Below are 26,388 nucleotides of genomic sequence, written 5' to 3' on the forward strand. Positions count from 1 at the left end.
ATTTTCCTCGTAAGCGCAAGTAAATAAGCCGTTATGCTAAGAACCTTGGAGGTTCAAAGCTAACGGCTGTTTTGCTGAATCCGGTAAGGAAAGGGGACTTCACCATCACCCCTTAATTGCCCCGATCATAACACCTTTGACGAAGTACTTCTGTAGAAAAGGGTACAACACCAGGATCGGGACTGTAGCCACGATGATCGTCGCGTATTTGATCGTTTCTCCGATTGGTATTTTATCGGAACCGCCAACGCCGGTCATCATCGTATCGGTACTGTTCGTGATCAGGATCTCGCGCAGAATAAGCTGGAGCGGATAAAGGTCGCGCGTGCGCAAATAGATCAGCGCGCTGAACCAGGAGTTCCAGTGAGCCACGCCATAGAAGAGAATCATGACGGCCACCACAGGCATCGACAGCGGAAGAATGACGTGAAATAAGATAGTAAAGTCGTTGGCGCCGTCAAGCTTGGCCGATTCCTCCAAGCTGGCCGGAACGCCCTGGAACGAGGTGCGCATAATGATCAGGTTATAAGCGCTCATGGCAGCGGGAATGATCAGCGCCAGACGGCTGTCCACCATGCCCAGGTCGTTGATCAGCAAGTAAGTAGGAATGAGGCCGCCGTTAAAAAACATCGTGAACACGATCATAAACATGACCGGGTTTTTCCACATCACATGTTTCCTGGATAAAGCGTACGCGCCCAGCGAGGTCATGAGAATGTTCAGCGCGGTGCCCAGAACGACGTACACCAGTGTGTTCAAATAACCGGTAATAATCGAAGGATTCAAGAAAACAAGTCTATAGGCTTCCAAAGTTACGCCCTTTGGATACCAGATCAAGCCGCGCACTTGAGCGATCCATGTTGGATCGCTTATGGAGGCAAACAGCACGTAGACGAACGGATACAAGGTGAGTAAAGATAACAGGATCAAGAGCAAGGAATTCGATACATCGAATAGACGTTCCCCCCAGCTTCTGTGCATGTTGGACGAGCCTCCTTATTACCAAAGTTTGTTATCGCTGGTGCGACGGCTGAGCGCATTGGCCGTTACGAGCAGCGTAAAATTAATGAGGGAGTTGAAGAGACCGACGGCAGCGCTGTAGCTGAAGTTGGATTCGAGAATCCCTTTCCGGTAGACGAAGGTTCCGATGACATCGGCAGTTTCGTACGTAGTCGGGTTATAGAGCAGTAGAATTTTGTCCGCCCCGATGGACATGAAGTGTCCGATTTGCAAAATAAGCAGGATGACCACTGTAGGCATAATGCCTGGCAATGTAATATGAAGCGTCTGCCGCCAACGATTGGCGCCGTCTACCCGGGACGCCTCATAGAGCGACGGATCAATACCGGACATGGCCGACAGATAGATGATGGACCCCCAGCCGATATTTTGCCATATATTCGAAGAAATATAGACAGAACGAAACCAACTGCTCTCCTGCAAGAAAGCGATGGGCTCCAATCCGAACCAGGAGCTGAGCAGGTTGTTGATTAATCCGTCGCGGGCCAGGAAATCGATCAGCATACCCGAAATCACCACGATCGATATAAAGTGAGGCATATAGGTAATCGTTTGGACGGTACGCTTCAACACCGCGCTGCGCAGCTCATTTAGCAGGAGGGCGAGCACGATGGAGGCTGGAAACGTGAACAGCAGCTCATACAAGCTGATCAGCAGTGTATTGCGCAAAATACGTATAAAGAAATGGCTTCCGAAGAAGTCACGGAAATGTTTGAGACCGACCCAGTCGCTATGCAAAAAGCCGGCGCCAGGCGAATAATCCTTAAATGCGATCTGCAGTCCATACATGGGCACATAATAGAAGACAACATAATAGATTACGACAGGAAGCAGCATGAGATAGATATATTTATTGAGCCTGAAGTCGCGTATAAATCGGTACTTGAACCCGTTCTTGTCGACCGCGGGCTTCACGGAGTCGGATTGTTGATGGAGCGCTGTGGACATCGCGAGTTCCTCCTTGAGCTGATGAGTCTGTCAAAATGGACGCAAAAAGACGCCATACGGCGGGAAGATTGTCTCCCGAGCCGTATGTTTACATCTGAAGCTTCTCTTATTTTCTGCTGAGGTAACGATCCAGGGCAGCCTGACGGACCTTGATCGCTTCTTCGATCCCCATGCTTTTCATCGTTTGCACATACTTATCGAAGTTCTCGATCGGCTCTGCATTCATGACGAATTTATTGAACATTTCATCGCGATACGTTTTGACGTCGTTCATGACGGATGCGGTTTTCGAGCTTTCATCGGCAGTCAGACTAATGCTCGGCATTTGCTTGGAATGATCCGCCTGGGCCCACACTTTTTGTGCGTCACGCTGCGCAGGGATGGTGTAGTATTGTTCGATAACCCGCTTATCTTGAACGAAAGGTCCGTTCCAGCTGGATTGGAAATACTTTGCCATCGCTTGTGTCATTGGCAGCTTATCGGGGTTTTTCATAATGATGTCAGTGTACTTGGGATAGCCGTTCTCCATTTTGTAGCTTTCGCCTTCGATGCCGAAGTTGATGAGCATGTGGCCTTCCTGGCCGTACTTGTAATCGAGCCACGCAATAATCTGTTCCGGGTTCTTGGCCTTGGCCGATACGGCTGCTCCATATCCAACGAAAGGCATCGTATACTGTCCAAGCGGCTTGGGTCCGTCCTCTTTGAGCTTCGGATAGGGAGCTCCTACGAGGGAGAAGCTCGGGTCCTTCTCTTTAACCAAGTCTAAGTAACGGCCAAGACCGGATCCGGCAAAACCGGAGTAAGCCCCGACCTGATTACTGATAATTTTGTTATCCTTAAGCTTGGAATCCTTGATGCTGGCATAGTCCTTATCGATCAAGCCTTCTTTGTACCAGCGAGCCAAAATAGTCAGGAACTCCTTGTATTCAGGCTGAATAGGGCCGTATTTCACCTTGCCGTTATCGTTATAGAAGTCCGTTGCAATACCCCAGGCGCCAACAAACAGATGGTTCAAATCATAATCGCCGGTCAGATTCATAAAGAAGGGGATTTCATCCTGTTTGCCGTTGCCGTTGGGATCCTTGTCGCGGAATGCTTTCAAAACCGTTTCCCATTCGGGAATGGTGTTTGGCACTTTTAAGTTCAACTTATCAAGCCAATCTTTGCGGAAAATCGGTCCGTTCACGACGCTTAGCTGTTCGTCGCCCAGAAGGTTCGGCATGACATAAATGTTGCCTTCATCGGTTGTGATCATTTTGCGGAACTCAGGGTGATCCTTCAATACTTTGGTCAAGTTAGGCGCATACTTTTCGATGAGCTCGTTCAAGCGCAGAATCTGTTTGCCTTTTATCAGCGCATCGGGACTTTGTGTAGCGGATGCCCCTACACCTGAGGCAAAATTGTATTCCACCACATCAGGCAAGCTTCCTGAAGCCAACATAATATTGAATTGGTCTTTCTCTTGCCCTGTCGGAGGATGCTGGAATTCCACCTTGGTACCGGTTTTCTTCTCAATTTCCTTATAGGCAGCCATCTCATTGTACGTCTTCATGATGGCGCCTGCATTGGCGTTCAGCTGTACCCAGTACGTAAGGGAAGTGGGATACTTGACTTCAGTTGTTGCTGATGTGGCGGGTGCTGCCCCTGATGATGCCGGAGTTGCGGTTAATTTCGTTGAATCGGTGGTGCTGCAGCCTGCTGCCAATAGGGCAAGCGCAGTAGCCGAGAGCACAGTGAGTTGAAGCGTTTTCTTCTTTTTGTTCATTCTTCGGTGACCCTCCCATATGATTGTTGTGCGGTTTCGCCGTCCGCAATTTCAATGTAGCTGAGGCGGGCCAAACTGCCTACAATACGTTTTAACGAAAGACAAACACCGCTTCAGATTAAGGATAAACCGATTTTCACAGAGCCTAACTGTCTTTCCGATTGTCGGATAACTGCAGCATTTCCCGGTATTTGCCGGGGGTGATGCCTTCGATTTTTTTGAATACGCGAATGAAGCCGATGTCCGTGGTATACCCGACCCGCTGAGCTACTTGCAGGATCGTGAGGCCCGGGTCGGCGAGCAGACGTTTGGCTTCGGAGATCCTGACCTCGATCATATAATCGGTCAGATTCATGCCGTACTGCTTCTTAAACAGTCCGGACATGTACTGCGGAGTCATCCCGAAGTGATCGGCGATGGAGGTCAAGCTGAGCGAATGATCCTCGTAATGGTGATCGATATACTGCTTCATCCTCTCGTGCCATCGTTCATGCTGCTCGGAGCGCGCTTCGCGCACACTATTGCAAATAAATACAATCAGTTCTCTCACTTTTTTTAACATATCGTCCGCCGAAGTGCTGTTCAGGATCAGCTTCACAGGATCGGAGCCCGTTCCAGACGACATTTTGTCATCGATCTTCAACGCATCCGTAACTTTCAGTAAGGTGCCCAGTATGTTTAGAAACAGCAGCTTGCCGAGCTCAGGCGTAGCATCGCGGGAACCGATATTGCGCTCATATAGATCGCCAAGAATCCGCTCGGCGGCGTCAAGCTCCCCGCTTTTGAGCACATTCATGAATTGCGCTTCGACTTCCGTCGGATAGTAGTAATCGGTTCGCGCCATCTCCCGGATTTGATCGTAATGGATGATGGAGCTAATGCCATGAATGATGCGGTAATCCAGTGCGTTAAGAGCTTCGTTGTAGCAGCGGGAAGCTTCCGTCAGCCCGTGGTGGATGGAGCTGGTCGCAACCGTAATTTTCATTCGGAACCGTTCCTCGATAATCCCTTTGAGCTCGGCAATCAGCCGATCACGGTTATGTAGTGTCTGCTCCGAAGAGTCAGGAGCGTTCAGTACGAGCGCCAACCTATTGCTGTCCGTTTCCGTTGCATAACCGTCATCCCCCAATAGCTCGCTGCTCAAATTAAACATGATAAAGCGAACCAGTGCATAATCACGCTCGCTTTCTTCGATACGGAATTCATTGCTCTCATCGACCTCAATAAGCACCACCCCTACATGGGAATGCGGAAATTGCACACCCATGAAAGCGAGGGAGTCGGGAATGAGTTCAGCCTGATCCACTTGCCCCTTCAGCAGCCTGTTCAAAAAATGTGCGCGAACGACCGGCAGATGACCGGCAAGCTTGGTCTTAAGTTCCTTTCCTTCGGCGAGCGATTCTGCGATCGATGTCCGGATGAATTCATATTCGTTGGCTGACCCGCTGCGCTGCACACTCTTACTTTTACTAATTGTGTAAACCAAATCGCGGATCGGGCTGTAGCTGCGGTAGGCCATCCAATAAGCCGCCGCACTGCCGGCAGCGATAACGAAGGCCAGCAGGATCAACGCCCAAAACTTAATTTCGTTGACCCTTTCCAGCACAACGTGTTTGGGCACTAAGGAAATATACTTCCAGCCGCTTTGACCGGTTGTGTACGAGAGCATCTGATCTTGGCCTTCCGTCGAATACGTCTTGTAACCGTTCGAATCGGAAATCTCCGCGAGCAAACCGGCGGGGAGCTCGTTCCGACCCGTAGTCGAAACCATGACTTGTCCTTTCGAATCGAGGATAAGCATCGTCCCGCTGTTCACCCACTGAATTTGCTTGATCAAGTCGAAAATTTGTTGTTCGTTAATGAGCATGATCAGGGTGCCTTTCCCATTGCTGCCCTCCCCGAGAGGCAATGTAAAGGCGCTGGCAATCACATTTGCCGTGTGATCTTGATTTCCTTGTGGAGCTGAAAAGTAGTCCAGGTAATGGTAGCCGGATAAAATCTCGGAGCGTACTTGATCGAGGCTTCTGCCTGGAAGCGGATACAATTCGGTGAAGAAAGTGGCCGCGTCCGTTTTCAGCGTGGAGGAAATGACGGTATCGTCATCCCGCAGATAAATATAGAACTGGTCAATAAAGCGTGATCCGTTTCGAATATTTCGAAGTGCGCGTATGGTTTCCTCGTATTGAATAGATTTGTCGCTGCCTTTCATCGTCCATAACGTCTGGAGCTTGGGCTGTGTGGCGATTTGGACGCCAAGCTGTTCCATTTCCTGCAGATTGGTATCCACGATCTGACGGGCTTGCTCCAGCATCGCGAGATTAGAGCGGTTGGCATTGTCGACCATCGTTTTTTCCATATTGATGTAAAGCACGAAGGTTACAGTTACGGGAATGAGCAAGATGAGGATATAGGAAAGCCATAACGTCAAAAAGATGCTTTTGCGTCGTAGCAGCATGGTAAATACCTCCCATGAATCGGAATCAACAGTCAATAACGGAGCGGCGATGGGTGCAGTGTATCATATCTGGTGTTTGTGCGCCATAATTTTTGCTGTGCCAAGCAGAGCGGTCGCCAACGAATGCAAAGAGCCCGCGTCGAGGACGCGGGCCCCTTGTGGCTCTCAAGTAACGGGTGTGCGAATTTCTGAAGTGAACGATACAAGTACTTGGGGAGATTAGCCCTGGAGCAATGATTCCGCTCCGTCGATGAAGATTTCCGTGCCGGTGATATGACTGGACTGGTCGGACGCGAGAAATAACACAAGATCGGCGACTTGTTCGGCGCTGCCCGGTTTGTGCTCCAACGGCTGACTCCCTTCGGGATACTTGACAGGTATCGTGATTTCTTTCACCTCAGGCCGGCTATCGGTGTTCTCGCCGATGTGCGTTTTGATCGCACCGGGGCACACCGCGTTCACCCGAATGCGGTAACGGGCAAGCTCGAGCGCAGCCATTTTCATAAAAGCGACTTGTCCAGCCTTGGACGTACTGTAAGCGCACATGCCGAAGTTAGAAAAAACGCGATTGCCGTTGATGGAACTCGTGATGATGATGCTGCCGCCCTGTTGGCGGAGCGGTTCGATCGCGTATTTGACACAAAGGAACGTGCCTGTCAGATTAATCTGCAGCGTCTGGTTCCAATCAGAGGAAGCCATTTCCTCAATCGACGTGAGAACCCCGTTAATGCCTGCATTGGCAAAGAGCACATCGATTCGGCCCCAGGTGCTCACCGTTTTTTGCATCGCTTGCTGGACCTGATCTTCATAAGCAATGTCGGCCTCAAGCGCGATGGCTTCGCCTCCAGAGCCTGTAATCTCCGCATACGCATCGTTCAACTCGTCCCCAGGACGGTCGAGCAAGCCGACGCGGTATCCATGCTTGGCCAATTGAATTGCGGATGCCCGTCCGATTCCGGATGCTGCTCCGGTGACGACGGCGACTTTGGGACTCGTTGAGGAAGCTTCTTGATGTGGTTGAATCGTCATGGATAAAACCTCCTGATTTGGTAATTAGGCTGATATTGTAGTTTACCCTGACGATGGTGAATTAAATCCCCAACAAACACATAAAAACCCTCCGTTCCTCCTAAGAGGGTCGGAAGGCTTGCATGGATCCCTTGGCTGGTGACGAGATCAGATTTTTAATTCCCCAAGCTTAATCAGTTCTACAACCGCTTGTGAACGACCCTTGACATTGAGTTTTTGCATGACATTCGATATATGATTTCGCACAGTTTTTTCGCTGATAAACAGCTGCTGCGCGATATCTTTTGTCGTTTTGTCTTGCACCAAAAGTTCAAATACTTCGCGTTCGCGGTTTGTAAGTAAAAATTTGTTTTTGTGGTCGCTGCCCATGGATGTGTGTCACCCCTCCTTGCTCGGGTATTGGGAATTACAAGGTTAAGGGATACAGTCAAAATTAGTTTATGAAGGGCGAGTGTCAATGGTGCGGTATGCTGTCAAAAATAGGCGGAATGACTTTTTGAGTTTCCAGCCTAGGCATGGTAAGCTTACAGGTAGCTGGATGTGAAGGGGCAAAAGGGGGAATCCGCTTCCATGTTCAAACGCGACTATTTGCTCAAGCAGATTGAGCAGTTGACGGTGGTGCTCCACCGGATTTTGTTTCAAAAGAAGTTTGTCGACATCGAAGACGCGCAAAGACAATTGGACGAGGCGAGCCGGCACGTGCTCGGACTTAATCTGCGGTCCTTACGATCGCTGTCGTCGAAGGATATTTTGGAGCTGCTAACTTATCAGGGGCAGATTGATACGGCGAAGGCTCTCGTTATTCATGACTTGTTCGTGGGCCAGGGGGATTTTCTCAAGGACAATGTGGAAAAAGAAGAGGCCTACTGGGCGTACGTCAAAGCGCTGGAGCTGCTTTTGCTGCTCGGGCTGACCGATGAGGTTGAGCCGGACGACGAGGTCATGCTCGAAATCAAGCCGAGGCTCGAAGGACTTCATGAACGCCTGCAAGGCTGGCGGCTACCGGCTGAAACGCAGAGGCTGCTGCTTCCATATTATGACAAGATGGGCAGCTACGCCAAGGCCGAAGATGCATTATTTCATTATATAGAAGATCATCCGGAGGATCGCACGATGCCGGAGCGCGGAGCGCAATTTTACGAAAAGCTGCTGGATATTGACGAGGAGCGGCTGACGGCGGGCAATTTTAGCCGGGAGGAAGCGCTTGAAGGGTTAAAGCTGATGGAAAGCAAGCTGCAAGGCTAGCGGGGAGAGTCCATTATTTTAGGGAAGTTGAAGGGTGTAGGATGATGGCTTGGTATCAGGAAAGCTTTGGCAATGATTACTTACTCGTTTATAAGCATCGCGATATGCAAGGGGCGTACCATGAAGTCAAGCAAATGATCGACTGGCTGGATCTACCACAAGGCGCGAAGGTGCTCGATTTGTGCTGCGGGATGGGGAGGCATTCGCTGGCGTTGGCTGATTTTGGGTATCAGGTGACGGGCGTGGATCTGTCGGAGGTGCTGCTGCGAGAGGCGATGCGTATGGATTTAGGCGGTCAAGTGACGTGGGTGCGCGGCGACATGAGGGCTGTTCCGCTAAACGAGCCGCAGGATGCGGTGGTGAATTTGTTTACGTCTTTTGGATATTTTGATGAGGATCGCGAAAATGAAAAGGTGATGACCGAAATGCATCGGCTGCTGCGGCCAGGCGGTCGGTTTATTCTGGATTTTCTGAACCCGGTTTATGTGGAAAGATGCCTCGTCCCTTTTAGTGAACGTGAGGAGGACGGCATTACCATCCGCGAAGCGCGCACGATTGAGGATGGGTTCGTTCGCAAACGGATTACGGTTGCGTGCTCGGACGCGTCGGAACGCCTGCATATGGAGCAGGTCAAGCTGTACGAGAAGCCGCAGTTTGAGCGGATGTTTGCTCAATCGGGCTTGCGGGTTGATCATGTCTACGGCGACTGCGAGGGCCGGGCGTACGAGCCGGAGGTTTCCAGGCGGATGATTTTTGTGGGGCATAGGGAAGGATGACAGCAGGAAAATGAATGCAATTACGATACATACGGATGAAATTACGCAGGTGAAGGTGCCGCTGCCTTTTCCGCTGCGTTGGGTGAACGCATATGTGATTCGCGGCAGCAAAGGGTACACCGTGATCGATCCGGGGCTGCACACCCCGGAGGCGGAAGCGCTCTGGGAGCAGACGCTCCAGGAGCTGGGCATTGACTGGACGCACATTGAGCAAATTGTGCTGACCCATCACCATCCCGATCACTACGGGATGGCGGGCTGGTTCCAGGCGCGCACCGGCGCGCCTGTGCTGTTATCGGAGACCGGCTACGCGCAGGTCGGTCTCCTGTGGGGCGAGCAGCAGCCGATGTCGGCGCTGCTGCTGGATTTGTTCGCCCGCCACGGGTACCCGGCGGACGGGATGGCGGCGATGACGAGTCACATGAGTGACTTCGTCGCGCTGGTGTCCCCGCAGCCGCAGGTCACGCTGCTGCGGGAAGGGCCGGTCCGCCTCGGGGACCGCGTCTACGAAGCCATTGAGACCCCCGGCCATGCCGCGGGGCATCTCGTCTTCTACGACGCCGAGGCGCGGGTCGTGTTCTGCGGCGACCATGTGCTGCCGCAGATCTCGCCGAACGTGTCTTTCCTCCCGCAGGTGGAGGAAAACCCGCTCGGCGCGTATTTGGACAGCTTGGCCGAGATCGGCAAGCTGGACGTCGCCATGGCGTACCCGGGGCATCGGGAGCCATGGGCTGGTTTTAGCGCACGCGCAGCGGAGCTCGTGCGCCACCACCATGAGCGGCTCGCGCTCATGGAAGGGCAGTTAAGCGCGCCGCTGAGCGCTTATGAGGTGTGCCGGGCGACGTTCGGCGACCGGCTGAGCATGCACCAGATGAGATTCGCATTGTCGGAGACAATTGCGCATCTCATCTTGCTCGAGGCGCAGGGCCGCATCCGGCAGGTGGAGCCGGCCGCGGGCCTGATCCGTTACACGCGCGTGTAGACATAGCGCGTTAGGTAAGCCCCGCTGGGCGTAGCAGCGGGGCTTTTTCGCACACCGCCGGCGTGGGATCGCCGCGCGGGTATCTTTTAGCGTGGTAGACATCTTATGATTCTATCGAGGTGAACAGTCAGCCGAGTTCCTGCGAATAAGCAGGAATTTTTCGCAAAAGTGGCTTTTTCAGCAAAATGCCTGCGATAAAGCAGTTTTTTGGCCGGGCTGTGGAGGAAAAAAGGATTCTGCTCAAAAATGCCTGCTGAATCGCAGGAATTTCATAAAATCAGGTGAGGAAAATAGAAAATTCCTGCTTATTTGCAGGCTTACTGCCTGAACTGATACGTCCCGCGGTTTTGTCCAACGTCGGATATAACGTACGCGTTACTTAAAGAGCCCACACGCCACTCAATTCTCACTCAACCATGAAGCCGGCAACTATTTCGCCTGTAAGCAATTACCTCTCTCTCTCGATATCCGCCTATCATTTTGCCCCGTTTAACCCACGCCGGATCGCCACCCCACAGCCCCTCAGTTCAGATCTCGCATATGCCGGAAAGAAACCGCACATAGACACTTGGAACCGCTGTCCACTACACTTTGGGAAAGAACTAGAACTGAGATTATTCCTGAAGGCAGGGGAGGACATCATGACGATTTACAGTTTTGAAAGCGGTATCCCGGAGAGCATCTCGTGCGACGCAAGCTCGCGTCTGACGATCAGCGACCGCCACTATAAAGATGGGAAGCACAGTCTGCAGTGGGATTATGCCGGGGCAGGCCGGTTGACCATTTCAGGCGATATTGGCTATCGCCCGTTTCAGGAAGGGGCGAGCAGTCAGGCGCGCGATTCGTTTGCCGTTTGGATTTATAATCTGGCCCCGATCGAGGGGCAGCTTACTTTCGAATTTAGCCGAGGCGGTCAGGAGACTGACTGTTCGTTCAATTTCGGCCTACAGTTCCAAGGCTGGCGTACGGCATGGGTCGCGTATGAACGCGACATGACAGGCGTGCCGCATCCCGACATGGATACGATCACGCTGCGGATGCCAGAAGGCGTGAAGGCGGGTACGATCTTCATCGACCAATTGATGGTGAACACCAAGATCGATCCGCGGTTTCATACGCGGGACGCGCAGGTGCCATTCGTCAATCTCGCCGCTGATGCTTCGGCGAATGCGCACTGGTTGGCGCTGTATGCGTTCGAGCAACTGCGATCGTCCTCCATCCAATTGGCAGGCGCACAGCCTGAACAGCATCAGTCATCAATCGTACTTCCGACTAGTTCAACGCGAGAACAGCATCACTCTTCTTCCGCGCCTCAGAAAGGCGCACAGCCCAACCAAACCATAACGGCTTTCGCCTCGCCAACGGCAATCACGCCCGAGCAAGAGCATGCACATAGCATCATGAATGCGCGCTATGAAGCGCTTTTCTACACGCCGCGAACCTGCTCGCAAGAGGAGGTCGACCAGCTGAAGCGGCAATTCTCCAGCTTCGGCATCACGCAATCCCAAGTCGGAATCACAGGCCGACCAGTAGAGCTCCCGTTCCGCGATCACTTCCCGCTGGAGCGGAAAGAAGAGCTGAAGCAGCTCGCCTACGCGATTCAGCTCAGCGAGATTACGAAATTCCTCCTAGCGGCAGCGACGTGCTTCCGATCCAGCAAAGACGCAACTCAAAAAGCCGAGCTCGAAGCTATGTTGATCCTCGTGCTCGATCATTTGGAGGATCAAGGCTGGACATACGGCAGCTCGCAGGGGACGGTGCATCATTTTGGCTATAATTTCCGCGATTATTACCCAGCGGTATTCCTTATCCGCGACGTTCTTCAACAATCAGGCCGATTGGCGCGCACGCAGCGCACGATGCGCTGGTTCAGCGGAGCGGGCCGTATCCATACGCCACTTGCCGAAGTGGAGGGCAACATCGACATCTACAACACGACCCTGCACGGCATGCTGGCGTCGATCCTCATCGGCGAAGATGCTGCGGAGAAGGCGTGGGAGCTTGTGGCTTTCCGCGATTGGCTGAGCCAATCGATGCTGCCGGCCAAAGGACTTCGAGCCGCCTACAAAATCGACGGCTCCGCCTATCATCACGTCAACCACTATCCCGCCTATGCGGTCGGGGGCTTTCAAGGTGTGACGCCAATGATGTACGTGCTGAGCGGCACGCCGTATCGCATCCACGAGCAGGCGCACGCCACGATTCGCAAGGCGCTGCTGGCGATGCGGCTGTACAGCAACAAGCGCGAGTGGTTGTTGTCGCTATCGGCGCGCCACCCGACAGGCCGATGGGCGCTCGATCCCGAGCCGTTTGCCTGGCTGGCCCGCTGCGGCACGCCGGACGGCAATAACGAACTTGACGTTGAAGTCGCTGCGGCATATTTACGTTTGCTGGAGCCAACGGAATCCACCGAGGCAGTCCGCCTTTTCCAAGCGAACCAGCTCACGCCCGAACCCGCGCCAACCGGCCACTGGACAATGAACTATGCGGCGCTGGCGATCCATCGGCGCGGCGAATGGTTGGCAGGGATGCGCGGACACAGCCGTTATCTCTGGGCAAACGAGACATATGTGAGCGCGAATTTGTACGGCCGTTACATCTCGCACGGGCATCTGCAGATCATGAGCAAAGGCGAGCCGATCGCCAACGAGGCCAGCGGTTACCATCATGATGGCTGGGACTGGAACCGTTGGCCTGGCACGACGACGATTCACAAGCCGATCGCGGAGCTGCGTTCCGATGTTCGCAATGTGGATACGCTCAGCGGCTTTGAGGAAATGCTGCTGTCCGACGAGACGTATGCGGGAGGACTTCACTTCAAACAAGAAAACGGCATGTTCGCGATGAAGCTCCACGAGCATCCGAAATACGAGGGCAGCCATCGCGCGCGGAAATCGGCCTTTTTCTTCGACCATCTCATTGTGTGTCTGGGCACAGACATCGAGAACGACAACGAAGAACAGCCGACGGAGACGACGCTATTTCAGCAGCATTTGCCGCACCCGCATGATGCTGTTTGGCTGAATGACACCGAACCGGTACAAACGTTCCCGTACTTCCAAAAAAAGCAATTAGACAAAGCCATATGGATCGTGGACAATAAAGGAAACGGCTACTATGTGCCGGGGGGCCAGGCGCTCGGGCTGTCGAAATCGATGCAGCATTCGAAGCATCAAGCGACGGACGCGGATACGCAGGGCGATTTTGCGGCAGCTTGGCTGGAGCACGGAACTTCGCCTCAAGGCGGGCGTTACGAGTACGCGATTCTCGTCAATACGACGGCAGGGGAAACCGAAGCCTTCTGCGCTCGCATGCAGTCCCCCGGGACGGCAGCCTACACGGTGCTTCGGCAAGACCGCAGCGCCCATGTTGTTACGGACACAGCAAGCGGCATTACCGCGTACGCATTATTTGAAACAGACGATAGCGTCAATACCGGCCGCGTCTCGGCTGTCGATACGCCGTGCATGGTGATGATGCGGGAGGAAGCTGGCGGTTTGACGATAAGCGTCGTCGATCCGGATCTTCGGCTTTATGAAGGTGTAGAAGCGGATCAATATGACGAGAACGGCATTCAAAAGGAAGTCAGTGTCTATTCGCGCGATTGGGTGCATGCGGAAAGCATCCCCCATACGCTGCGGCTTACTTTACAAGGCCTGTGGGCCGAACAGGAAGCATTGACAGACATCCGTGTGCAACGAACGGACAATGGTTTTACGGTCATCGAGGTGACGTGTAAGGACGCGATGCCGCGAGAATTCACGTTACAAGCGCTTTCATAAGATTTTCATAAAGCCAGTACTATCCAAGCGGAGGCGAGACAATGAAATCGGCGATTAATCAGCTACCGGTCTTTTACCGTTATCTTTTCTCCTATATGGCGTTGTTTTTACTGCCGCTGCTCTTTCTGGGCTTGACGGGGTATTATCAACTGGTTCATATCGTCGGCGGGGATGTCGAGCGCAATAATCAGGCGCTGCTGAATGAGCTGCAGGAGCAGATGGATCAGAAGCTGATTCTGATGAACCGGATCGCGGGGCAGCTGGAGAGCATGTCCGAGTTGTCTCCCTACGTGCTGACGCACGACGATTACAGCGTCTACCAAGGAAAAAAGGTGCTGGAAGGCAAGGTAGTCGACGACAGCATCCGCGAGATCGCGCTGCATATTCGGGGCACCGATTTCATGATTTCACCGATCAGCATTTATAAGGTGAATCAGTTCATACAAGATTTTTATGTGTATAAAAATTGGTCTCCCGATCAGTTCAAAGACGATCTGGAGCACGCGACGGTGCCGCAGCTTCGTCCTGCGGAAGATGTTGCGGTCTCCGGCGTCTCCGGTACGCCTGACCTGCGAATGGTCACGTACCTTGTGCCGATTCCGATCAACAGCTTGCATCCCTACGGCTCGGTGCTGTTCATGCTGCGGGAAAGCGAGCTGCTCAAAAGCTTATCACTACCCGAAGGCAACGCCATCGTCTTCGATCGTCAGGGACACGTCGTGGCCGCACAGAAGCAGAGTGACTATTTGCAGGATGCGGATTTTTTCAAGACGGTTGTGCACGGAGATGCCTCCTACCAGAATATTTCGATCCAGCATGTGACCTACGCGGTTTCTTACCAAAAGTCGGACAAAAGCGGCTTTACCTATGTGACGTTAATCCCGAAAACTACGCTTGTCGCGCCGATCACTCGGGCGATCTGGCAGTGGGTGAGCTGGATGGGCATTATTTTTCTCGCCGGCTGTGCCTTGGTGTATGTGCTGATGCTGTTCAACTACAATCCGGTTAAAAAGCTCGCAACGCTCGTCGAATCCGTTCGCGGCCAATCGCTTCGCAAGGCGAACGAGCTGGAAACGATCGGCAGCGTCATCCACGATATGGCGCATTCCAATCGCAGCCTCGGGCTGAAGCTGGAAGCGAATCGTTCCGCGATTCGGGAGCATTTGCTTGCCTCTTTGCTAAAAGGCGAGTGGGATTCAGCAGCAGCCTTCAATGAGCAGGGGCAGGAGCTCGGCGTTGTGCTGCCTTACCCGGACACGGCCGTGCTTATGCTGGAGTATCCCGCCTCCATGGCGGCGATGAAGGAACGGCTGCTGGACGAAGTCGAGGGCAAGTTCGGCAGCGAGATGATTGGCTATCGTAAAGAAAGCCTGGAAGAGCGCCGCATTCTGTTCATCGTGTCGACCGGTGCTTCGGAGGAGGCTTGGCGCGCCTGGTTGGAACGGCTGCATGAGCATGTGCTCGCCGTCTTCCAGGCGCCGATTACGATGGGTGTCGGCAACCGATACGGTGAGCTGGCGCAAGCAGGCCGCTCGTTTCTCGAGGCGTCGACCGCGATCGACTACAAGCTGATCAAGGGCAATCAACGGGTCATTTTCTTCGATGAGCTGCAAGCGCACGATCATGCCGATTTGTTCAATCCCCGGCGCGTGCTCGAGGAGCTGGATATGGTGCTGCATCTTGGCGGCCCTGAGCGGATCTCCGAAGCCGTCGAGCAGATCGCGCAGCGCATGAAGGCGAGCGGTCTCACGCTGTTTATTGCCCGTGAGATGATCTACGATATGATCCGCAAGTTTATTGCTTACGCGGAGAAGCAGCGTCCTGGCAGCACGGGCGCCAGCTTTCCCGACGTGCTGACGCTGACGGACTACACGACGCTTGACGATATCGTCAAGCTGCTCTTGGCCGCGTCGGCGACGCTGCGCGAGGTGCTGGAGGCGAAGAAGCCGTCGGCGCCGAACGCGATGATCGAGCAGATCACGACGTACATTTCCCGGCACTGCGCGGAGTACGATTTCTCGGTGCAGCGGATTGCGGAGCATTTTTCGTTGTCGCTCTCGTATTTAAGCCGCTACTTCAAGGAGCAGACCGGCCAGACGGTCATGGAATACATGAACGAGGTGCGCATCGATCAAGCCAAACGGCTCTTGCGTACCGATGACCGCTCCGTGAAAGATATCGTGCAGCAAGTCGGGTATTACGACGTATCTAGCTTCATCCGCAAGTTCAAACAAATGGTCGGAGTTACGCCCGGCGAATACCGCAAGCAGCATCGTTAGCTGCTTGCATCTATGCGCTCCTTCGTTCAAGAGGGGCGTATTTTTTTTCTTGCAGTTTAGCCAAGGAACCTCTGGCAAACGCTAGAGCATCCAGCCGGTTGCCCCGTTAGCCAATGAAACCATTGGCTAATGCTAGACATCCAGGGGATTCACCCCAAATAGCCAGTCAGTCCATTGGCTATTCTACTACGCCAGTAGTCCACGTTTCCGTCCCTGAAAGTAGGGTGAACTGCCCACAATGTTGTCAGGTTAAGCTCACTATTTCAGCAACGGGGTCGATTTTTAAGATAATAAGTTAGCGAAACGAACCTATTTGCAGCACATGTGCTTACAACACGGCAAAAACCGACGAATAGGATAACTCCGTTATCTTATTCTGGAAATTAGAACACAAGCGATGCGAATAGGTAATTTCAAATATCTTATGTCCAGGAGATAGCTTGATTCCTCCCTGATAACAACAAATGCCTCGCTCACAGCCTGCCACCTTAACCTGCTGACAACATTGGCGCCGCCCACCTCTGCCCAGCAAGCTGAGTTGGCTTAGAAGCGCCGATGCTAACGCCACACAGAGCCGTTACTGCCCTCGCGTCCGCCGCCCACCCACGCCGCTTTTTCAACATGCCGAATTCGCATACTCGCCCCGTCAAAAACCGCAGATCCCGCGCCACGCAAGCCCAGATCAAGTTTCGCATATGCCCTGTGGCGATCTCGCTTATATACGGCTGTGCCCTGCGGATGGTACAACTGAGGCATGAAAGCGATTTAATTAAGCGACATCGCGAACTAACAGCGGAGGTGAACAACGGTGCTTCAGTCCCAAACCTTCAAGCGTATTATCCGCAATTACGATCTGTACTTATTGTTCTTGCCGACGCTTGCCTACTTTATTATTTTCCATTACGTACCGATGTACGGGCTGCAAATTGCGTTCAAAAACTTCAACCCCGTCAAAGGCATCGCCGGCAGCCCTTGGGTCGGTTTCGATAACTTTGAGCGATTTTTCGAATCGTATCAGCTCACGACCATCATTCGCAACACACTCGGCATTTCGATTTACGAGCTGCTTGTCGCGTTCCCGGCGCCGATCATCCTGGCGCTGATGATTAATCAGCTCACAAGCGAGCGCTTCAAGCGTTTTGTGCAAACGATTACGTACGCGCCGCACTTTATTTCTACGGTGGTCGTCGTCGGGATCGTCTACCTGCTGCTCTCGCCCAAAACAGGCGCCGTCAACAGCTTTCTCGGCCTGTTCGGCATCGAACCGATTTTTTTCATGGGAAGTCCGGACTGGTTTAAGACCGTCTTCGTCTTCTCGGGCGTCTGGCAGAGTGTCGGGTGGGGAACAATCATTTATTTGGCGGCGCTTACAGCGGTCAATCCCGATCTGCACGAAGCGGCGACCGTCGACGGTGCGACCAAGCTGCAGCGCGTCCTGCATGTCGACATTCCGTCGATTATGCCTACGGTCATCATTATGCTCATTATGAACATGGGCCATATTATGAGTGTCGGCTTCGAAAAGGTGTATTTGATGCAGAACCAGCTCAACATTGATTCCTCGGAAACGATTCAAACCTATGTGTACAAAGCGGGGCTTGTGCAAGCCCAGTACAGCTACGCATCGGCGATCGGCCTGTTCAACACGGTCATCAACTTTATTTTGCTGATTGCCGTCAACCAACTATCGAAATCTATGAAACAATCCAGCTTATGGTAAGGGAGAGACGAACATGAAACTGGCAAAATCAAGAGCGGATCTCCTGTTTGATATCACCAACTACACGCTCATTTCCATTCTGGTGCTGCTGGTGCTGTATCCGCTGTACTTTGTGGTCACCGCTTCCATTACGGATCCCGATTTGGTGTATTCCGGCAAGCTGCTCTTCTTCCCCGAGCATGTGACTTGGGACGGCTATAAACGGCTGCTGAGCGAGACGTCGATCTGGGTCGGCTTCCGCAACTCGCTGTGGTACACCGTGGCAGGCACCTCGATTAACCTTGTGCTCACCATTACAGCGGGCTACGTGCTGTCGCGCACCGATCTCGTCGGCCGCAACGTCTTTATGTTCCTGCTTGTGTTTACGATGTTTTTCGGTGGCGGCCTGATTCCCACTTACTTGCTCGTCCGGGATCTGAGCATGCTGGACTCCACGTGGGCGATGATCATTCCGAATGCGGTGTCCGTCTTCAACGTCATTATCGTGCGGACCTTTTTCCAGTCGAACGTGCCCGGCGAGGTACTGGAATCGGCGCAAATCGACGGGTGCTCGAACATCAAATTTTTTCTGAAAATCGCGATTCCACTGGCGCTGCCGATTGTGGCGGTCATGGTGTTGTTCTATGCCGTCGGGCATTGGAACTCCTACTTCCAGGCGCTGATTTATCTAAAAAGCAATGCCAAGCAGCCGCTGCAAATTATTTTGCGCAACATTCTCATTATGAACGAAGGCTCCGACATGCAGGATATGCTCGACGGCTCGCAGGAACAGCAGAAGCGGATGGAGCTGATGAAATACGGCATCATTATCGTTTCCTCCTTGCCTGTGTTGGTGCTGTACCCGTTCTTGCAGCGCTATTTCGTCAAAGGTGCCCTCGTCGGCTCAGTCAAAGGGTAATTGCGGCAACCGCCGCTTACTATATACACTAGAACATGTATCATCAGAAAGGGGAAAAAGAAAGATGAACAACACATGGCCAAAAGCTGCACTAGGGTTGCTATTAAGCACGTCCCTCGTCCTGGCGGGATGCTCCTCCGATAAAGGAGCTGCGGAAGAAAGCGCGAAGCCGACAACGGCTGCGGCGGTGCCCTCTGATATGAATGAGAGCGGACTGCCGATTGCCAAAGAGAAGCTGACGCTGAACATTGCGGCGTTCAAGCCGCCGTCAGGCAAGGATTTGAATGATTATAAAATTTTTAAAGATATTGAAGCGTCCACAAACGTTCATATTAATTGGAATTTGACGCCGGGCAGCTCATGGAACGAGAAGAAAAACCTGCTCTTTGCCGGCGGCGAACTGCCGGATGCGTTTTATGCGCATGGTATTTTGAGTGAGGATACCGACATTGTCAAATACGGTTCGCAAGGCATTCTCATTCCGCTGGAAGGGTTGATCGAGAAATACGCGCCGAACGTCAAGAAGATGTTCCAGGACAATCCGACTTATAAAAAGCAGCTGACAGCGCCGGACGGTCATATTTACTCGCTGCCGACGATTGACGAGGGTTACTCACAGACGAAGTCCACGATGTTCATTAACAAAAAGTGGCTGGATCAGCTGAAGCTGCCGATGCCGACGACAACGGATGAGCTGTATTCGACGCTGAAAGCTTTTAAAGATAACGATTTGGGCGGCAACAATAAAAAGGATCAAATCCCGATGTCCTTCCTGCAAAACTGGAACAGCGACATCAACTCCTTATTCGGCGCTTTCGGCCGTATTGACCGCGACGTGCATAAAGTAGGCAACAACCACTTGTCCGTGGAGAACGATAAAGTCGTGTACACGGCAGCGCAACCGGAGTATAAGGATGCGATCCAGTACTTCAACAAATTGTTCGCCGAAGGACTGGCCGATCCGGAAAGTTTCACGCAGGACTCCAAAGTGCTGACGGCCAAAGAAAGCAAAGGCATCATCGGCGTCGTGTTCGACTGGAATCCGGCTAACCAGGACTATGTATCGCTGCCACCGCTGAAAGGACCAAACGGCAAAGACCCGGTATGGGCTGCTTATGCCAACGGCATTTTGCTCAGAGGCTCGTTCGCCATAACGAACGTCAACAAACATCCGGAAGCAACGATGCGCTGGATTGACAACATGTACGATCCAAAAGTCTCCATGCAATTCAGTCGTGGCGTTATCGGCGGCAATTCGCTCAAAGAACGCTCCGACGGTAAATACGATGCGATCGCGACACCATCCGGGGCAAGCGCAGACGATTTCATGCAAGTGCCGCCAACCGCGTACTCGGTGTGGGGTTTGACGAAAGCTGTGACCGACATGATCGTGCCGCCTGCGGCTTCGGGCAATCGCTCCAAGATTGATATCGACAACGTATATGGTAAATATTTGGTAGATAACGCGTTCCCGAAAACGTACTTTACAGCGGAAGAAAGCGATCAGATTTCCCGCTACTTGACCGACATCGATGCATACGTCAGCAAAATGTACGCGAAATGGATGCTGTCCGGCGGCATTGACAAAGAATGGGACGATTACGTCAAAAAGCTCAAGGATATGGGCCTCGACAACATGATGAAAATTTATCAGCAGGTCTATGACCGCTATAAAGCTAGCAAGTAGGAAATGGCTATGCAAAAACAAAACATGAACATCCTCTTTATTTTGGCGGACGATATGGGGAGCTGGGCGCTTGGCTGCGCCGGCAACCCCGAAATCCGTACGCCGAATCTTGATCGGCTAGCCGCCGAGGGGATGCGCTTCGATCACTTTTTCTGCACGTCGCCGGTCTGTTCGCCGGCGCGTGCTTCTATTTTAACGGGCCGTATGCCATCGCAGCACGGCGTCCATGACTGGATTTCGTCCGGCAACGTGGATCGGGACGCTTTGTCTGAAGAGCTGCGCCGCCACCCGGCGCTAGCGGGCGAACGAACGGCGACCGAGTATTTGGCCGACATCCCGGCCTACACGGAGCTGCTCGCCGAAGCGGGCTACGCCTGCGCTCTAAGCGGCAAATGGCACCTTGGCAACAGTGTCGCGGCGCAAAAAGGCTTCGAGCGCTGGTTCACCATCGCGCGCGGCGGCTGCTCTTATATGAGGCCTGACATCGTGGAGGACGGCGAGGTTCGGATCGCGGACGGATACATCACGGATATGATCACCGACCATGCGCTAACGTTTATGGACGAGCTTGCCGGGCAGGAGGTGCCGTTTTACCTTGGCGTGCACTATACGGCGCCGCACTCGCCTTGGGATCGTTCCGAGCACCCGGAGTCGTATGTGCGATTGTATGACGATTGCCCATTTGAATCGGTGCCCGATCTGCCGATGCATCCGAATCAGATTCCATCTGCGCCGCGCGGGGAAGGCGAGCGCCGTAAGGAGCTGCTCCAAGGATACTATGCGTCGGTGACTGCGATGGACGAAGGAATCGGCCGGCTGCTGGATCGGCTGGAAGCGCAAGGGCTCAAGGAGCAGACGGTGGTTGTTTTCATGGGCGATAACGGCATGAATATGGGGCATCACGGCGTATGGGGCAAGGGCAACGCGACGTTTCCGCTTAATATGTACGATACGTCGGTGCTGGTGCCTACGATCTTCGCTTATCCCGGCGTCATTCCTGCGGGAAGCGTATGCAGCGAGCTGGTGAGTCAGTACGATATTTTTCCGACGCTGCTGGAGATGTGCGGGCTGCCGAATCCAGAGGCTTCGCGTTTGCCGGGTCAGAGCTTCCTGAAGCTGCTACGCGGGGAAGCGGGGAGCGGGCGAGAGGATGTTGTGATTTTTGATGAGTATGGTCCTGTGCGGATGATCCGCACGGAGGAGTGGAAGTATGTGCACCGTTACCCATACGGGCCGCATGAATTGTATGATCTTCGCCGCGATCCAGGCGAGGAAGATAATAAGGCGGGGGATCCGACCTGCGCGGAGATTGTGGATGCGCTGCGGCGCAGACTCGGCGAATGGTTCGCCAGCTATGTCGTGCCGGAGCTGGACGGGCGCGTGGCGCCGGTCACGGGGTACGGCCAGCGGATGCCGATGAGGCCGGGAATTACGGAAGGGGCAGCGTTTGAGCCTCTGCCGGGCAAGGAGTGAGAGGATATGAAGAGACCGAATGTAGTATTTGTTTTTCCGGATCAACTCAGGCAGCAGTCCGTCGGCTTTATGCACGGTGACCCGGTGTTGACGCCGAACCTGGACCGTTTTAGCGAGGAATGCCTTGTGTTGAACAACGCGGTGAGCAATTTTCCGATCTGCAGTCCGTACCGGGGCATGCTGATGACGGGGAAATATCCGTATTCGACGGGGGTTATCGCCAATTGCAACTCTAATCGCAACGTGTACGGCGTCTATTTGAAAAAGGACGAGCGCTGTTTATCGGATGTGTTGGTGGATATCGGCTACGAGACCGGCTATATCGGCAAGTGGCATCTCGATCCGGTCGAGCCTTCGCAGGCGCCGCACACGGAAGGCTTCCGCGAGGATGGCATCCTGTGGGACTCGTATACGCTGCCGGAGCGCAGGCACAGCTTCAGCTTCTGGCACGCCTACGGCGCCTGCGACAATCATCTCGACCCGCATTACTGGGAGAATGAGGCTGGGCTATCCGAGCGGACGCGTCCCGGCGTCTGGTCGGTCGAGCATGAGACGGATGTCGCCGTGGGGTATATTGCGAACGAGGGGGGCGCGTACCGCGACGAGAGCAAGCCTTTTATGCTGATGCTGTCGTACAACCCGCCGCATCCACCGTTTGAGCAAGTGCCGGAGCGGTACTTGGCGATGTATGAAGGGATGGAGACGGGCGACCTGCTGGTGCGGCCAAACGTGACGGATACGACGCCGGAGGCGTTCACGCGTCTGCAAGCGGCTCCACAGCGGGGCAAAGCGTACGGCGAGAATCACGTGAAGCGGTATTTCGCCGCGATCACGGGCGTGGATGAGCATTTTCAGCGTATTCTGGACACGATTGACGCCAAAGGCATCAAGGAAGACACGATCGTCGTGTTCACATCCGATCATGGGGATATGATGGGCAGCCACAATTTGTCGGGCAAGCCGCATTGGTACGCCGAAAGCTTTAAGGTGCCGTTCGCGATCCGCTATCCGGGCAAGATTCGGCCGGGACGGGCCGATTTTATTCTGAATGTGCCGGATTTGCTGCCGACGCTGCTTGGCTTGATGGGGCTGGAGGCTGCCGTGCCGGACGACGTCGAGGGCGAGGATAAAGCCGCTTTCTTCCGCGGGGAGCAGGCCGAAGGGACGGCTGGGCTGTATCTGAACCCTTTTACGAATATGAGGGGGCTTAAGACAGAACAATACACGTTCCTCGTGCACAAGGATTATGCGGAGAAGGAGACCGTTCTGCTGTTTGACGATGTGGCGGATCCGTATCAAATGAAGGATGTTGCGGGCGAGCAGCCTGATGTGGTCCGGGAGCTTAGGGTGCGGTTGGATCGGGAGCTCGCGAAGACGAATGATATTTGGAACCGCTAGGTTTTTAGGGAAGTGAGGGACGCGATGTGATGGATAGGGGGAGAAGGCCTGCGCCGCGGGGCGGCGGCTTTCGCATGGCGGGCTACTGGGTATGGTGCGGCTCCGTGGTGAAAGGCGAGGATGGGCGATATCACATGTTCGCTTCCCGCTGGCCCAAAACGCTGCCGATGCATCCGGGCTGGCTCGTCGCTTCGGAGATCGTGCGTGCGGTGTCCGAGACGCCGGAGGGGCCGTATCGGTTTGAGGAGGTTGTCTTGCCGGCTCGGGGCGCCGAATATTGGGACGGCCGAAGCACGCACAACCCGCATATTGTGAAGCACGGGGATACGTACCTTTTGTACTACATGGGCTCGACGCACCCGTTCAGGGACGTTTCTCCCGATGAAACGTATGATTTGCATGATCCGAGATGTATCGTGGCGCGAGCCAACAAGCGGATCGGCCTTGCCGTCGCAAGTAGTGTCTTCGGGCCGTGGGAGCGCATGGATGCGCCGATTTTGCAGCCGAGACCGGACAAGTTCGACAACTTCTTTACGTCCAACCTGGCTCCGTGTGTGCATGAGGACGGTTCCGTGCTGCTGGTCTACAAGACGCGTTCGTATAAGTCGAGACCGTACGCTGAGTTTTTGCACGGGGACACAATGTCATTCGGCGTCGCGCGAGCGCCACATTATCGCGGGCCGTATACGGCTGTGGCGGATGAGACGATTTTTCCGCAGGAGAAATTTTGCCTGGAGGATCCGTTTATTTATCAGGTGGACGGCGGCTACGAGATGATCGCCAAAGATATGATCGGCAACATCTGCGGCGAGTATCACGGGGGCATGCTGGCGCGATCAGCGGACGGCGTCATATGGGAAGCGGAGGAAGGGCGCAAGGCGTACTCTCGCACGGTCTTATGGGATGACGGCACGGAGCAGGTCATGGGCAGTCTGGAGCGGCCGTTCGTGCTGTTCGAGGACGGGGCGCCGACGCATCTGTTTTTTGCGACGGCCGACGGGCCGGGCGAGTTCACACAGGCGGCGAACACGTGGAATATGGTCATCCCGCTGGGGCAGCGGGATAAGTGACAATAAAAAACGAACTCACCTTGAAGGAAGGTGGGTTCGTTTTTTGCTGTAAACAACAACGTTGGCATCGGGCAGCATAGTTATATTGAGGAAACATTTTGCTTGATTATTGAGTCTATATGGGTATTGTTGTCTTTCGACACAATTTTCGAACGATAGTGAATTACGGTTCATCAATATATTCTTCTTCGTTCGGAATGCTGTTCAAAAGGTTTTCATCATTTCTTTTATGATCTTTCTCAGTGTCGCAGTTAACTATGCACTTCGTTATTTCTTCGGAATTGTCTTGAATGTTAGTGTACTCAACCATGAATGCCCCCCCTTTCATCGAAATTATATTTTCCAATGTCAAGGGAATTATTCCAGTAGTGTTTTGCTTGCTTTCATTGAATTAGACAAATAGGTCCGAATTTTTACCCAAACCTAATTCAACATCATAATGGACTGTAAAGGATAAGTCTATACTTTTTCTGGAAAATGTGTGAAAATTTCGGTATCCTAGACGAGAGGGTGAGGTTATGGATATTGAAGTTGTTGAATTGAACGATGGCTTAGTGCAAGAAGCGAGCGAATTGGTAGCTGCTTACAGATGTGAAGGTGGATGGGACGGGCGGCAACGGGAAGAATGCGCTGCAGCATTGTTCAATTTATTGGCGTTCGGACATGTTATCTTTTTACTTGCGCAGCATGAAGATAGGTACTTGGGTTTTGTCACGTATCATTGGGGCTTCTCAACAACGAAGGGGCTGCCGATACTCAGGATCCAAGATGTGTTTACGCTTCCCGAGTACCGCAATCATGGCGTTGCTAGAACGCTTTTAAGCTACACCATTCAAATCGCTGTCAAATCCGGTGCTCATCGCTTGCAATTAGAAACGGATACAGCTAACCTTTCAGCTCGTACACTGTATGCCGACATGGGATTTGAATGGATTTCACAGAAGGAAGTGTATATGCTGCCGTTACAGCAGTGGAAAAGTTCCGAGGGAGAAGCGGATGCGCAATCCTAGCAAACCATTTGTTGCAGCGGTAGCGGCCGTATCGGGTGGTGGCAAAACAACGGTTGTAAGGGCATTACAGAAGAAATTAGCTTGTTCACAAGCGCTGTATTTTGATAATTATGAGTTTGATAGCCCTGAGGATATCTGCGCATGGGTGGAGCGAGGGGCGAATATGAAGGAATGGGGACTTACGCCGCTGGTGGAAGACCTTCAAAATGTATTATCCGGGAAGGGGCGAGCGGTTGACTATGTGTTTCTTGATTACCCTTTTGCTTATTTGCACGATGACATGAGCGGTTGTATTGATTTGGCTGTTTTTATCGATACGCCCTTGGATGTTGCGATGGCGCGGCGAATTCTGAGAGAGTATAAAAATAGCTCAATCGACCGTGCAATAACTGATGCCAGCCATTATCTTACTCGCGGCAGGCGAGCGTATGAGGAGATGCTAGTAACCGTTAAGCCCAGTTCGGATTTCATTATTGATGGCTGCTTGCCTGTCCAGGATATTGTGAATGAGGTCGTGGCGCAGATCCAATTGTTCCGTTAGCAACGTTTGCCCAAAGCATGATTTGCAACCACCGCCACATCGACTATAACAGCATTTCTATCGACAGCACCGCCGGATCGAGCAACTGAAATAAAAAGCCTGCGCCAAAGCAGGCTTTTTACTTCAAATTGGGCGATTTCGAGAATGCCTGCAAAAGCGCAGGCATTTTTCCTGAAATGGGCTGTTTTCAGGAAATCGCGGCGAAAAAACTGCCTTATCACAGGTATTGCTCAATTTCGGCCGAAAATGAAAAAAATTCCTGCAGATTTGCAGGAATTTCGTTGCTTAGCGTAGCGCAGCAAGCTTGCAC

Annotated in this window: 20 protein-coding genes; 13 read left to right on the forward strand and 7 right to left on the reverse strand. The window is 53.1% G+C overall.

The features are described 5' to 3' along the window. Window positions 1–105: 105 nt before the first annotated feature. From ABE504_RS09880 to ABE504_RS09905, 6 genes are all read right to left on the reverse strand, one after another. Complete coding sequence (locus ABE504_RS09880) at window positions 106–981, reverse strand: carbohydrate ABC transporter permease (protein ID WP_430087686.1); 876 nt, start codon at window positions 979–981, stop codon at window positions 106–108. Between the two features lie 18 nt (window positions 982–999). After that, a complete protein-coding gene (locus ABE504_RS09885) occupies window positions 1,000–1,968 on the reverse strand; it encodes an ABC transporter permease (protein WP_430087687.1) in 969 nt (322 codons plus the stop codon). Window positions 1,969–2,074: 106 nt separating this feature from the next. Beyond that, on the reverse strand, window positions 2,075–3,733 hold the full coding sequence (locus ABE504_RS09890) for an extracellular solute-binding protein (RefSeq protein WP_430087689.1): 1,659 nt from the start codon (window positions 3,731–3,733) through the stop codon (window positions 2,075–2,077). Between the two features lie 145 nt (window positions 3,734–3,878). Next, window positions 3,879–6,188 carry a helix-turn-helix domain-containing protein gene (locus tag ABE504_RS09895; protein ID WP_430087691.1) on the reverse strand — a complete coding sequence of 770 codons (2,310 nt, stop codon included), beginning with the start codon at window positions 6,186–6,188 and terminating at the stop codon, window positions 3,879–3,881. 219 nt (window positions 6,189–6,407) lie between these two features. Further along, complete coding sequence (locus ABE504_RS09900; protein WP_430087693.1) at window positions 6,408–7,217, reverse strand: SDR family oxidoreductase; 810 nt, start codon at window positions 7,215–7,217, stop codon at window positions 6,408–6,410. A 147-nt stretch (window positions 7,218–7,364) separates the two neighbouring features. Continuing rightward, entirely contained in the window at window positions 7,365–7,586 is a 222-nt protein-coding gene (locus tag ABE504_RS09905; RefSeq protein ID WP_028556998.1) for a helix-turn-helix domain-containing protein, read from the reverse strand. Window positions 7,587–7,787: 201 nt separating this feature from the next. Here ABE504_RS09905 and ABE504_RS09910 point away from each other — a divergent pair, with 201 nt between their 5' ends. From ABE504_RS09910 to ABE504_RS09970, 13 genes are all read left to right on the forward strand, one after another. After that, on the forward strand, window positions 7,788–8,462 hold the full coding sequence (locus ABE504_RS09910; RefSeq protein WP_430087695.1) for a DUF6483 family protein: 675 nt from the start codon (window positions 7,788–7,790) through the stop codon (window positions 8,460–8,462). Between the two features lie 41 nt (window positions 8,463–8,503). After that, complete coding sequence (locus ABE504_RS09915) at window positions 8,504–9,238, forward strand: class I SAM-dependent methyltransferase (protein ID WP_430087696.1); 735 nt, start codon at window positions 8,504–8,506, stop codon at window positions 9,236–9,238. Between the two features lie 10 nt (window positions 9,239–9,248). Beyond that, the gene (locus tag ABE504_RS09920) at window positions 9,249–10,220 is read left to right on the forward strand and encodes an MBL fold metallo-hydrolase (RefSeq protein ID WP_430087698.1); all 972 of its coding nucleotides are present in this window, start codon (window positions 9,249–9,251) and stop codon (window positions 10,218–10,220) included. A gap of 641 nt (window positions 10,221–10,861) precedes the next feature. Then, a complete protein-coding gene (locus ABE504_RS09925) occupies window positions 10,862–14,002 on the forward strand; it encodes a chondroitinase family polysaccharide lyase (RefSeq protein WP_430087700.1) in 3,141 nt (1,046 codons plus the stop codon). A gap of 41 nt (window positions 14,003–14,043) precedes the next feature. Then, complete coding sequence (locus ABE504_RS09930; RefSeq protein WP_430087702.1) at window positions 14,044–16,281, forward strand: helix-turn-helix domain-containing protein; 2,238 nt, start codon at window positions 14,044–14,046, stop codon at window positions 16,279–16,281. Between the two features lie 808 nt (window positions 16,282–17,089). Then, on the forward strand, window positions 17,090–18,001 hold the full coding sequence (locus tag ABE504_RS09935; RefSeq protein ID WP_430087704.1) for an ABC transporter permease: 912 nt from the start codon (window positions 17,090–17,092) through the stop codon (window positions 17,999–18,001). A gap of 13 nt (window positions 18,002–18,014) precedes the next feature. Further along, window positions 18,015–18,899, forward strand: a complete 885-nt coding sequence (locus tag ABE504_RS09940) for a carbohydrate ABC transporter permease (RefSeq protein ID WP_430087705.1) — start codon at window positions 18,015–18,017, stop codon at window positions 18,897–18,899. A 64-nt stretch (window positions 18,900–18,963) separates the two neighbouring features. Beyond that, window positions 18,964–20,586 carry a hypothetical protein gene (locus ABE504_RS09945; protein WP_430087707.1) on the forward strand — a complete coding sequence of 541 codons (1,623 nt, stop codon included), beginning with the start codon at window positions 18,964–18,966 and terminating at the stop codon, window positions 20,584–20,586. Window positions 20,587–20,595: 9 nt separating this feature from the next. Further along, complete coding sequence (locus ABE504_RS09950; protein WP_430087709.1) at window positions 20,596–22,059, forward strand: sulfatase-like hydrolase/transferase; 1,464 nt, start codon at window positions 20,596–20,598, stop codon at window positions 22,057–22,059. Window positions 22,060–22,065: 6 nt separating this feature from the next. Beyond that, window positions 22,066–23,457 carry a sulfatase family protein gene (locus tag ABE504_RS09955; protein WP_430087711.1) on the forward strand — a complete coding sequence of 464 codons (1,392 nt, stop codon included), beginning with the start codon at window positions 22,066–22,068 and terminating at the stop codon, window positions 23,455–23,457. 29 nt (window positions 23,458–23,486) lie between these two features. Beyond that, entirely contained in the window at window positions 23,487–24,527 is a 1,041-nt protein-coding gene (locus ABE504_RS09960) for a glycoside hydrolase family protein (protein ID WP_430087713.1), read from the forward strand. Between the two features lie 518 nt (window positions 24,528–25,045). Next, window positions 25,046–25,537: a GNAT family N-acetyltransferase gene (locus tag ABE504_RS09965; protein ID WP_430087715.1), complete on the forward strand. Its 492-nt coding sequence runs from the start codon at window positions 25,046–25,048 to the stop codon at window positions 25,535–25,537. Continuing rightward, window positions 25,524–26,078: a hypothetical protein gene (locus tag ABE504_RS09970; RefSeq protein ID WP_430087716.1), complete on the forward strand. Its 555-nt coding sequence runs from the start codon at window positions 25,524–25,526 to the stop codon at window positions 26,076–26,078. The genes ABE504_RS09965 and ABE504_RS09970 overlap by 14 nt, the downstream gene beginning before the upstream one ends. Here the strand turns inward: ABE504_RS09970 and ABE504_RS09975 are convergent. After that, window positions 26,075–26,299: a hypothetical protein gene (locus ABE504_RS09975; protein ID WP_430087718.1), complete on the reverse strand. Its 225-nt coding sequence runs from the start codon at window positions 26,297–26,299 to the stop codon at window positions 26,075–26,077. The genes ABE504_RS09970 and ABE504_RS09975 overlap by 4 nt on opposite strands. Window positions 26,300–26,388 lie beyond the last annotated feature (89 nt).

It is taken from the genome of Paenibacillus oryzisoli (assembly GCF_050467285.1).
In the GTDB taxonomy this organism is placed as follows: Bacteria; Bacillota; Bacilli; order Paenibacillales; family NBRC-103111; genus Paenibacillus_E; species Paenibacillus_E oryzisoli_A.